Here is a 10,924-nt window from a genome sequence, read left to right as displayed (position 1 = left end):
AGCACCTTCAGGCTCTCCAGCATGTCGTGGGTGTAGGCGTCGGTGCCCAGGCCGATGAGGATGCCCTTGCCGTACATCTGCAGCACCGGGGAGCAGCCCACCGCGTTGCCCATGTTGGACTCCGGGTTGTGGCACACCATGGTATTGGTCTCCTTGATGATGTCCAGCTCGGCGGGGGAGACGTGGATGCAGTGGCCCAGCATGGTCTTTTCGCCCAAAATGCCGTTGTACAGCAGCCGGTTCACCGGGCGGCAGCCGTAGTTGCGCAGGGAGTCGTACACGTCGTTCATGCCCTCGGCCACATGGATGTGGAAGCCGGTCATGCCGTCGTTGGCCTTGACCATCTTCTCAAAGGTCTTGTCGGAGATGGTGAACAGGGCGTGGCCGCCGAACATGGCCTTGATCATGTCGTCGTCCTGCTCCTTGGCCCACTTAGCGAAGTCAGCGTTCTCCTGAATGGACTGATCGCACTTCTCCTGGCCGTCACGCTCGGACACCTCGTAGCAGAGGTTGGCGCGCATACCCAGTTCCTTGCACACGTCCTTGATGGCAAAGAGAGAGCCGGGGATCTCACAGAAGGAGGCGTGGTGGTCGAAAATGGTGGTCACGCCGTCCCGGATACAGTCCAGGATGGTGGCGTAGGCGCAGGCGCGGGTGCCGTCCAGGGTCAGGTGACGGTCGATGTACCACCACTGGCCGTCCAGCACCTCAAAAAAGTTGGTGGGATTGAAGCCGTTGATGGACAGGCCCCGGGCCAGGCCGGAATAGATGTGGGTATGGACGTTGATGAGGCCGGGCATGATGACGCCGCCCTTGGCGTCCACGAACTCGGCGTCGGGGTACTTGGCCTTCATGTCGGCCAGGGAGCCGACCTCCTTGACCACCTCGCCGTCCAGAACAACGGCGCCGTCTTCCAGATAAGGGAGCTCCTCGCTCCGGGTGATGAGTCTGCCATTACCGACCAGCAGCATAGTAAGTTCCTCCTTTAAATTTCGTTCTTTTTCTCCGTAAAAAAATTGCCCATTCCTGGTGGAATGGACAGTACAAATTCGTTCTTCTCTAGGTTGCATCCGCAACCCAGCCGAATTCCATGTCCATCCAGCCCGTGCGCGAAAGCACTCCGTTGCAGCTACAACTTTTTATATGGAAATTTGTGCATCTTGCATAGTTTCATTCTCTCGTTGTTTTTATGTTACCACACTTCGCACGGATATGCAATACTTTTGTTAGAAAAACAAAAAATTTTTTAGGTCCACAAAATGAGTTGAATCTGAGCTGAAATGTGGTAAAATGATAGAGATATATTTTACCGTCTGCCGCTGAATCGGTGACCTTTGGTGCCCATTCCTCCGGGGGTGCCTGCCGCTCTGGCGCAGACTCTGAAAGGAGGGAATCTACGTGCCAGAAGCATCTACCCTGCAATTCCTCTTCAAACTGGCCAAAGGGATCGCCAGCCAGTTTGGTCCCAACTGCGAGGTGGTGGTTCATGACCTGGCCACCAACGATCCGGAAAGTTCCATCGTCGCCATTGAAAACGGGCAGGTTACGGGACGGAAGGTGGGCGATGGACCGTCTCATGTGGTCCTGGAGGCCCTGCGGGGCAATCAGGACCAGCTGCAGGATCACCTGTGCTACCTAACCCGCACCAAGGACGGCAAGATCCTCAAGTCCACCACCATCTACATCCGGGATGACGACGGCACCCCCATCGGGATCTTCGGCATCAACTACGATATCACCCTGATGCTGGCCATGGAGACTGCGCTCAAGCAGTTCACCGCCACTGAGCGGGAGGAGAAGGAGCCCGAGCCCATCTCCCGCAATGTCTCCGATCTGCTGGATGAGCTGATGGAGCAGAGCGTCAAGATCGTAGGCAAGCCGGTGGCGCTGATGAATAAGGAAGACAAGGTGAAGGCCATTCAGTTCCTGAACGACACCGGCGCCTTCCTTATTACCAAAAGCGGCGACAAAGTATGCAAGTTCTTCGGAATCTCCAAGTATACGCTGTACAGCTACATTGACGAAGCTAAGGAATGATCCCAGGAAAGGGCCCGGCTCCCCAAGGAGCCGGGCCTTTTGCCGTCTTCAGTTTATTTGCTTTCCTTTTCCTTAGGCAATACCAGATTAAGGATGATAGCCACGATGGTGGCGACCACTACAGAGGAGGAACCAAACACAGTGTTGACCCACTCGGGAAAGCCCTCGCCAGCCAGGCAGCCGGATACCTGAGTGATGCCCACGCCCAGCGCCACGGACAGGCCGACCACAGAGCTCTTGCGTGCAGTAAAGCCTCCCTCGGTGATCATACGGATGCCGGTCATCGTGATAGTGGCAAACACAGAGATGGTAGCGCCGCCGATGACGCACTGGGGAATGGTGGTGAGCAGGGAGGCAAACTTGGGCATCAGGCCAGCCACCAGCAGGATGCCGGCAGCCAGGGTAAAGACGGCACGGTTGATAACCTTGTTGACCGTAACGATACCCACGTTCTGGCTGTAGGAAGCGGTGGGCAGGCCGCCGAAGAAGGCGCCCAGGATGCTCATGACGCCCTGTCCGATGATACCGCCGGACAGCTCACGGTCAGTAGGCATCCGGTCCATGCCGCCCATGGTGGTAGAGGACAGGTCGCCGATGGTCTGCACCGCGTTGACCACATACACGATGGCCAGGGAGACGCAGGCAGAGGGCACGAACTTGATCTCAAAGGGCATGACCTCGGGCAGAGCAAACCAGCTGGAGGTACCCACACTGGTGAAGTCCACCATGCCCGTGAAGTAGGCCACGATGTAACCCACAATCATACCAATCAGAATGGCACCCAGCTTGAAGATACCCTTGGTAAAGTTGGACAGGACGACCACCACTACCAGGGTGATGAGGGCCACGACCCAGCTCTTCACATTGCCGAACCACTCGGTGCCGGCGCCGCCGGCCATGTACTTGACAGCGGTGGGATAGAGGGACAGGCCGATGGTGAAGATCACGGTGCCGGTGACCAGGGGCGGGAACAGAGGACGGATCCACTTAACGAACACGCCGAAGATGATGGCCACGATGCCGCCGATGATCTCAGCGCCCAGAATCGTTGCGATGTCAAACTGTGCGCCGATGGCCTGGAGGGTGGGGATGTACGCAAAGCTGATGCCCATGATGACGGGCAGACCGGAGCCGATGCGCCGGAAGATGGGGAAAAGCTGGAGCAGAGTGGCAAGGGCGGTCAGGATCAGGGAGACCTGAATCATCAGGGTCTTCTCTGCTTCGCTCAGACCACAGGTGTTGGCAACCAGAATAGCAGGCGTAATGATACCCACTACCGCGGCCACCACGTGCTGGAGGCCCAGGGGGATCAGCTGACCCGGCTGGGGGATACCGTTCCATTGAAATACGGTATCAGAGTTCTTTGTTTTTGGTGTACCCATTCCAATCACCTCACAAAAATTTTTTTGCCCAAATAGTTTTTTTGCTCAACCAAACTATAACCCATTTAAACTTCAGATGCAAGTGAAAAATGGAGCACGCCCCCCAAAATTCTTTCCCTTTTTTGTGCAAATCATGAAATTATATCCAGAATATTAGGGCAGATCTTATAACTTTAGTATCCTTCACAAACTAAATAGTTTTAAAAATGCGAGTTGACTTTCACTTATTGACCGCTGTCGTTCAGGGGTGGACTTTCCATAGGAGATATGCTAGAATGGCCCTGCTGCCTGTTTCCGCGTTTTTTCTCACATTTTATGGTTCAGAAAGGATGTACTTCTATGGGCACTACACTCAGCACCCTGAGCAATCTGGCGATCTACATCGCGCTGGTAATTCTGGGCGCACTGATCGGCTCCCGGCCCGGGGTACGCAGTCGTCCCCTGGTATGGGTGGGCAAGCTGCAATTTGTAGCTCTGATGATTCTGATTGTTACCCTGGGCGTCAATCTGGGCGCCAATGATGAGGTCATTGCCTCTCTGGGCCAGATCGGTCTGGCCGCGCTGCTCATTACCGTGTTGGCTATGTTTGGCTCCATCCTCTTTCTTACCCTACTGCGCCGGTTCGTCCTCAAGCTGAACCATGTGGGTCTGCCCCGGGGCAGCAACCAGACCGGTGAAGATACTGCCCACTCCGCAGGCAAGGCGGACAACTCTCTCACCAAATGGATCGTCATTGCGGTAGTGCTGGGTATGCTGGCCGGCCGCTTTGTATTTCCCCCCGCCGTCACCGCCCACTGCGGTACCGTCATCAACTTCGGCCTCTACCTGCTTCTGTTTATGGTAGGTATGGATATGGGCAAGCAGGGCACCTTTGTCAGCGACATCAAGACCGCCGGTTTCCAGGTGCTGCTGGTTCCGGTGGCGGTGTGCGCCGGTACTCTGGTCTTTGCCGCTTTGGCTGGTCTTTTTCTCCCTCTCGGCATCAAGGACTCTATGGCCGCCTCCGCCGGCATGGGCTGGTACTCCCTGGCCCCCACTCTGCTGGCTCCCTATTCCCTGTCGGTATCGGCAGTAGCCTTTCTGTCCAATGTGATGCGGGAGATCTTCTCCATCCTGGCCATTCCCTTTGTGGCCCGGTATGTGGGCTATGTGGAGTGTGCCGCCCTCCCCGGCGCCGCCGCCATGGACACAGTGCTGCCGGTGGTGGTGGGAGCTACCCATGAGCGTATCACCATCTATTCCTTTACTTCCGGCGTGGTACTCTCCCTGGCGGTGCCCGTTCTGGTACCTGCCATCGTTGCTCTGCCCATCTGAGGAGGCGCTGTTATGGAAATTGAACGCCGCTGGCTGGTACAGGACTGGCCCAACCTGTCCCCCGCCGCTACCTTTTATATGGAACAGGGCTATTTTTCCACCCGTCCCGCGATCCGCATCCGGGAGGAGGCCCTTGAAGGGGGCGCTACCGCCTATGTCCTATGCTTCAAAGGAGGAGCCGGGCTGGTGCGGGAGGAGATCGAGATCTCAGTAGATCAGGATCGCTACCAGCGTCTGAAGGCCATGCTTGGCAAGCCCATGATCCAGAAGGAGCAGCACCGCTATCCCCTGCCCGGCGGATTTACGCTGGAGGTCAACTCGGTAGACCCTCACCTGAAAACCGGCTTCTTCTACGCTGAAGTGGAGTTTCCCGACGAGGCCTCCGCTCTGGCCTGGACGCCGCCCGAGGAGCTGAAAGCCTATCTCTCCCAGGAGGTCACCGGACAGCCCGGTGAGAGCATGGCAGCCTACTGGGCACGAACCCGAACGGAATAAGAAAAGCCCTGCGGCAATGCCGCAGGGCTTTTTTCAGATCAGTTTTTGGAGCAGAGCGCAAGCTGTTCCCAGCAGCGCATCCGGGAAATCGAAATCCGTTCTGTGGAGCGGCGGATGGTCCTCCCCGTCCCCCAGCAGGAACATGGCCCCCTCCGCCTGGCGGAGATACCATCCGAAATCCTCCGAGCCCCGCATGGGCTCTTCCATCTCTACCACCGGCAGACCCAGGGCCTGGGCGGCCTTTTCCACCCGTTCCACCCCGGCGGGGTGATTGGCAGTCTCAGGAAACACGTCCTGCTCCTCTATGGTCAGAGTCAGACCATCCTCCTCCGCCGCCTGGCGGGCCAGATCGGTCACCTGTTGGGACAGGGCGTACAGCTCCTCCTGGTACTGGGCCCGCAGGGTGAGCAGCAATGCCCCCCGGTAAGCTGAGATGCCAAAGGCCGGCTCTCCCACAGCTATCTGGACCACGGTGGCCATTACAAGGCCCCGGTGGTCCTCCTGCCGGGTCAGTCCAGGAAGGGCACCTACGATCCGAGCCACCGCCTGGGCGGGGTTGCGGCCCAGCTCCGGGGTGCTGGCGTGGGTGGACACCCCTTCAAAGCGGTAGGTCACTCCTTTGGAGGCGCAGTTCATGGTACCCTTCCGCAGGGCCACGGTATGCAGAGGATAGCCGGGCATATTGTGGAAGGCGTATACCTCCCCGATGTGCTCCTCCTTCAGCAGAGCCGCGCAGGCTTCACCGCCGGCCCCCACCTCTTCGGCAGGCTGGAAGATCAGGTACACATCCCGGTCCGCCCCGGTGCGCTCCAGGGTCAACCCCAGCAGAGCCAGGGCAGCGCTGTGGCCGTCGTGCCCGCACTTGTGGGCCACGCCGGGGCACTGGGAGCGGTAGGGCAGCTCACAGGTCTCCTCCATGGGCAGGGCGTCAAAGTCCGCCCGGAAGGCGATCTTCCCCACTCCCCTGCCTCGATACAGGGCGTAAAACCAGCTTCCCCGGTCATGCAGCTCCAACTTGGTATGTTCCTGTAAAAAATTCATCAGCCGTGCCTTGGTCCATGTCTCCTGTCCGGACAGCTCCGGATGGGCGTGGAGTTCATGGCGCAGGGTAACCGCCAAATTCAAATCTGCCTGATTCACTGGTCCTTCGCCTTCTCTTTTTTATCCTCTTCCGGCTGGGGGAGCACCTCCACCCGAATCTCCAGCACCCGCCGGTGATCCACCTTGGTAACGGTGACATCCAGCCCGTCGGAGACAAAGTGGTCTCCCTCCTCGGGAATACGGCCGATCTGCTCCATCACCCAGCCGGAGATGGTGTTGGCGTCGCACTCGCCCTTGATGGAGAACAGGTCAAACAGATCAGTCAGGTCGGCAGAGCAGGAGATCAGATAGCTGCCGTCCTCCTGCTTCTTGAATTCCTCAATGACCTCGTCGTGTTCGTCCCAGATCTCGCCTACCAGCTCCTCTACGATGTCCTCCAGGGTCACCAGGCCCTCGGTGCCGCCGTATTCGTCCACAACGATGACCATATGGGCCTTCTCCCGCTGGAGAATACGCAGCAGCTCGGAGATCTTGGTATTGCCGGTTGTGTACAGCATGGGGCCGGTAATGGCTTTCACGTCGGTCTGACCACGATAGCGGGCGGCGTGGAAATCCTTCTCATGGATCACACCGATGATGTCGTCGATGTCCTCATGGTACACCGGCAGACGGGAGTAGCCGCTCTCAGCAAAGGCCTGAGCAATATCGTCCATGGAGTCGGTGTCCTCCACCGCCACAATATCCACACGGGGGGTGAGGATCTCATCCACTTCCATGTCATTGAACTCAATGGCAGAGCGGATGAGCTTACTCTCGTGCTGATCCAGACCACCCTCGCTCTCAGCCTGGTCCACCATGGTCACCAGCTCCTCCTCGGTGATGCCGCTGTCGCCTTCCTTATGGAACACCTTGGACAGCAGCTTTTTCAGCAGGCTGAACAGGAAGTTCACCGGAGTGAGGATCACCATCAGGATGCGCATAATGGGAGCGGAGAACATGGCAAAGCTCTCCGGGTACTCCTTGGCCAGGCTCTTGGGGGAAACCTCGCCGAAAATGAGCACAACAATGGTGATAACCACAGTGGAAATCACGGCGCCATTCTGCAGCCGCAGGCCCTCCGTGAAGAACACGGTGGCCAGAGAGGAGGCGGACAGGTTGACAATGTTGTTGCCCACCAGGATGGTGGAGAGCAGGTTGTCGTACTGGTCCACCAGTCTGAGGGCCAGAGCGGCCCTGCGGTTACCGGCATCGGCCTTGCTTTTCAGACGGATGCGGTTCAGAGAGGTGAATGCGGTCTCCGTTGCGGAAAAATAGGCGGAAAGAATCACGAGCAGGATCAGAATCACAATCATGGTTAAACTTGAACTGTCAGGCATAGGAAAATCATCAACTCCAATGTTCAAAATGTGCGGAACGCGCAAAAGGACAACCCTATCCCCTGTTCTGGGGTAAGGCTGTCCTGTTCCACATAGTCTTTGTTACGGTTGTTACTGGGCGGAGGTTCGTCCACGAGGGCTCACCGTCTCCTTTATGGTTTATTGTTGCTTAGTATACCATAGCATCCCACAAATTGCAAGAATCTGCACAAAGAAAAAGCGCCCTGCCAAAAGCAGAGCGCTTTCTAAGATGCACTTACACCAACTGCACGATGGCCATTTCGGCGGCATCGCCGCGGCGGGGACCGATCTTGACCACACGGGTATAACCGCCGTTACGGCCGGCATACTTGGGACCCAGCTCGTCGAAGGTCTTCTTGGCCACGTCCTCCTTGGTCAGGTAGGACAGGGCCTTGCGGTAATTGGCCAAGCTGGGGTTCTTGGCCAGGGTGATCATCTTCTCGGCCATGGGAGCAACTTCCTTGGCACGGGCATAGGTGGTCTTGATCTGACCATTCTCCAGCAGGTAGGTGGTCATGGCGCGCAGCATGGCGATGCGCTGATCAGTGGGCTTGCCCAGCTTACGGTTGTGAGACATGAAATCCAACTCCTATCGGATGTTCGCCAAGGCGAACTCCACAATTTAAATTCGTCCGGGGGGATGAAATCCCCTGAAGAGAGCGCCTTGCGGCCTGCGGGTCCGGGAGGGGACGTTACGTGCCCCCGGGCCGCCCTCTTCCCTGGCCTCAGTTTTCCTCGTCGGCCAGGTGCAGGCCCATCATGGCCAGCTTGTTGATGACCTCTTCCAGAGACTTGCGGCCCAGGTTGCGCACCTTCATCATCTCGTCCTCGGTCTTGGAGATCAGATCCTCCACCGTATTGATGTTGGCGCGCTTGAGGCAGTTGAAGGAACGGACAGACAAGTCCAGCTCCTCGATGGTCAGCTCCAGCACCTTGTCCCGCTGGGCCTCGGCCTTCTCCACCACCGTGGACTTGGAGCCCATGGTCTCAGAGAGATCGGTGAAGAGGACGAAGTGGTCACAGAGGATGCGGGCACCCAGGCTGACGGCGTCCCGGGCGGTGATGGTACCATTGGTCCATACCTCCAGGGTCAGCTTGTCGAAGTCGGTCAGGTCGCGGACACGGGTGTTTTCCACCGTGTAATTGACCTTCCGCACCGGCGTGTAAATGGAGTCCACCGGGATCAGACCGATGATGGTCTGGGCCGGCTTGTTCCGGTCGGCGGGGACATAGCCCCGGCCATGAGACAGGGTCAGCTCCATGTTGAGGCTGGCGTCCGGTCCCAGGGTGGCAATGTGGAGGTCCGGATTGAGGATCTCCACCTCGCCGTCGGCCTTGATGTCGCCGGCGGTGACTTCGCACTCACCGCTGGCTTCAATATAGACCGTTTTCACGCCCTCGGAGTGGAGCTTGGCAATGATGCTCTTCACGTTGAGGACGATCTCGGTGACGTCCTCCTTCACTCCGGGAATGGTGGAAAACTCGTGCTGCACGCCGGCGATCTTAATGGAGGTAACCGCCGTGCCGGGCAGGGACGAGAGCAGGATGCGGCGCAGGGAGTTACCCAGCGTGGTACCATAGCCACGCTCCAGGGGCTCCACGACGTATTTGCCGTAGGAGCCGTCGCCGGGGTTCTCCACACATTCGATGCGGGGCTTCTCGATTTCTACCATGTGTTACCCTCCTTTTCGCGGCGGCGGACTCTGTCCGCCGCCTTATACAGCTCACCAATAATCGAGGGTACAAGCACGATTACTTGGAGTACAGCTCGACGATGAGGTGCTCCTCGATGGGCAGGTCCACGTCCTCGCGGGCGGGGAGCGCAACCACCTTGGCCACCAGGTTGTTCTGGTCAAAGTCCAGCCACTTGGGGGCGGGACGAGAGCCGTTGGCCTCCAGAGAAGCCTTGAACTTCTCCTTGCTCCGGCTGGTCTCCTTCAGGGCGATGACCTCGCCGGGCTTGACCAGGTAGGAGGGGATGTCCACGCGATGGCCGTTGATGGTGAAGTGGCCGTGACGGACCAGCTGACGAGCCTCAGGACGGCTCATGGCGAAGCCCAGACGATAGATCACGTTGTCCAGGCGGGTCTCCAGGATGCTCAGCAGGTTGTCGCCGGTCACGCCCTTGCGGGCAGCGGCCATCTCGTAATACTTGTGGAACTGGCTCTCCAGCACGCCGTAGTAACGGCGGGCCTTCTGCTTCTCACGCAGCTGCATACCGTACTCGGACAGCTTCTTGGTGCGGCCCTGGTTGTGCATACCAGGGGCAAAGGGACGGCGCTCCATGGCGCACTTGTCGGTGTAGCAGCGGTCGCCCTTCAGGAAGAGCTTCTGGCCCTCTCTGCGGCACTGGCGGCAGACTGCTCCGGTATATCTAGCCATAATTCGTACTCCTCCTTCTCTTACACGCGGCGGCGCTTGGGCGGACGGCAGCCGTTGTGGGGAATGGGGGTCACGTCCTTGATCAGGGTGACCTCCAGGCCCACGGCCTGCAGGGCGCGGATGGCAGCCTCACGGCCGGCGCCGGGGCCCTTCACGTACACCTCCACGGTCTTCAGGCCGTGCTCCATGGCAGCCTTAGCGGCGGTCTCGGCAGCGGTCTGAGCGGCGAAGGGGGTGGACTTACGGGAGCCACGGAAGCCCAGGCCGCCGGAAGAGGCCCAGGACAGGGCGTTGCCCCCCATATCGGTCACGGTGACCATGGTGTTGTTGAAGGAAGAGCGGATATGCACCTGGCCCTTTTCAACGTTCTTGCGCTCGCGGCGCTTACGGATAACTTTCTTACCCTTGGTAGCGGTAGCCATGTGTTTCTCCCTCCCTTACTTCTTCTTGTTAGCGACGGTGCGCTTGGGACCCTTGCGGGTACGAGCGTTGGTCTTGGAACGCTGACCGCGGACGGGCAGGCCCTTGCGGTGACGCAGGCCGCGGTAGCAGCCGATCTCGGTCAGACGCTTGATGTCCATCGCCACGTCACGACGGAGGTCGCCCTCCACAGTGTAGCTGTGGCTGATGATCTCGCGCAGCTTAGCCTCATCGGCCTCAGTCAGATCCTTCACGCGGGTGTCGGGGTTGATACCGGCCTCAGCCAGGATCTTGTTGGCGCTGGTGCGCCCGATACCAAAGATATAGGTAAGGCCGATCTCGACCCGCTTATCCTTGGGCAAATCAATGCCAGCAATACGTGCCATACTGTTTCAGCACCTCCTGTTAACCTTGTCTCTGCTTGTGCTTGGGGTTTTCGCAAATTACCATGACCTT

Annotated in this window: 13 protein-coding genes; 3 read left to right on the top strand and 10 right to left on the bottom strand. The window is 58.4% G+C overall.

What is annotated here, in order from left to right; translation table 11 throughout:
- Positions 1–971 (bottom strand): putative aminohydrolase SsnA (ssnA, locus tag IHN22_RS11025; protein WP_191435352.1); only part of this gene is annotated, 971 nt, incomplete at its 3' end.
- A gap of 427 nt (positions 972–1,398) precedes the next feature.
- Between ssnA and IHN22_RS11020 the strand changes: the two genes are divergently transcribed.
- The gene (locus tag IHN22_RS11020; protein ID WP_087187810.1) at positions 1,399–2,037 is read left to right on the top strand and encodes a helix-turn-helix transcriptional regulator; all 639 of its coding nucleotides are present in this window, start codon (positions 1,399–1,401) and stop codon (positions 2,035–2,037) included.
- 53 nt (positions 2,038–2,090) lie between these two features.
- On the opposite strand, the gene IHN22_RS11015 is transcribed toward IHN22_RS11020, so the two are convergent.
- Entirely contained in the window at positions 2,091–3,419 is a 1,329-nt protein-coding gene (locus tag IHN22_RS11015; RefSeq protein ID WP_191435350.1) for a uracil-xanthine permease family protein, read from the bottom strand.
- A 339-nt stretch (positions 3,420–3,758) separates the two neighbouring features.
- Here IHN22_RS11015 and IHN22_RS11010 point away from each other — a divergent pair, with 339 nt between their 5' ends.
- The gene (locus IHN22_RS11010) at positions 3,759–4,733 is read left to right on the top strand and encodes a lysine exporter LysO family protein (protein ID WP_087187808.1); all 975 of its coding nucleotides are present in this window, start codon (positions 3,759–3,761) and stop codon (positions 4,731–4,733) included.
- A 12-nt stretch (positions 4,734–4,745) separates the two neighbouring features.
- On the top strand, positions 4,746–5,228 hold the full coding sequence (locus tag IHN22_RS11005; RefSeq protein ID WP_191435347.1) for a hypothetical protein: 483 nt from the start codon (positions 4,746–4,748) through the stop codon (positions 5,226–5,228).
- 33 nt (positions 5,229–5,261) lie between these two features.
- Here IHN22_RS11005 and IHN22_RS11000 read toward each other — a convergent pair whose 3' ends face one another.
- The 8 genes from IHN22_RS11000 to rpmJ form a co-directional block, all read right to left on the bottom strand.
- Positions 5,262–6,368, bottom strand: a complete 1,107-nt coding sequence (locus IHN22_RS11000; RefSeq protein WP_191435345.1) for a M20 metallopeptidase family protein — start codon at positions 6,366–6,368, stop codon at positions 5,262–5,264.
- Positions 6,365–7,621 (bottom strand): HlyC/CorC family transporter, encoded by a 1,257-nt coding sequence (locus IHN22_RS10995; protein ID WP_365814141.1) that lies wholly within the window; start codon positions 7,619–7,621, stop codon positions 6,365–6,367. The genes IHN22_RS11000 and IHN22_RS10995 overlap by 4 nt, the downstream gene beginning before the upstream one ends.
- Positions 7,622–7,901: 280 nt before the next feature.
- Positions 7,902–8,243, bottom strand: a complete 342-nt coding sequence (gene rplQ / locus IHN22_RS10990) for a 50S ribosomal protein L17 (RefSeq protein WP_087187804.1) — start codon at positions 8,241–8,243, stop codon at positions 7,902–7,904.
- Between the two features lie 148 nt (positions 8,244–8,391).
- On the bottom strand, positions 8,392–9,339 hold the full coding sequence (locus IHN22_RS10985) for a DNA-directed RNA polymerase subunit alpha (protein WP_087187803.1): 948 nt from the start codon (positions 9,337–9,339) through the stop codon (positions 8,392–8,394).
- Positions 9,340–9,418: 79 nt separating this feature from the next.
- A complete protein-coding gene (rpsD, locus tag IHN22_RS10980) occupies positions 9,419–10,048 on the bottom strand; it encodes a 30S ribosomal protein S4 (protein WP_087187802.1) in 630 nt (209 codons plus the stop codon).
- Positions 10,049–10,068: 20 nt separating this feature from the next.
- Complete coding sequence (rpsK, locus tag IHN22_RS10975; protein WP_007494608.1) at positions 10,069–10,470, bottom strand: 30S ribosomal protein S11; 402 nt, start codon at positions 10,468–10,470, stop codon at positions 10,069–10,071.
- A 15-nt stretch (positions 10,471–10,485) separates the two neighbouring features.
- Positions 10,486–10,854 (bottom strand): 30S ribosomal protein S13, encoded by a 369-nt coding sequence (gene rpsM / locus IHN22_RS10970; protein WP_087187801.1) that lies wholly within the window; start codon positions 10,852–10,854, stop codon positions 10,486–10,488.
- 19 nt (positions 10,855–10,873) lie between these two features.
- Positions 10,874–10,924 (bottom strand): 50S ribosomal protein L36 (rpmJ, locus tag IHN22_RS12910; RefSeq protein WP_191435354.1); only part of this gene is annotated, 51 nt, incomplete at its 5' end.

The organism is Flavonifractor sp. An112 (assembly GCF_904377885.1).
In the GTDB taxonomy this organism is placed as follows: domain Bacteria; phylum Bacillota; class Clostridia; order Oscillospirales; family Oscillospiraceae; genus Flavonifractor; species Flavonifractor avicola.
Note: the sequence above shows the minus strand (reverse complement) of the source record. Positions and strands in the feature narration are given on the sequence as shown.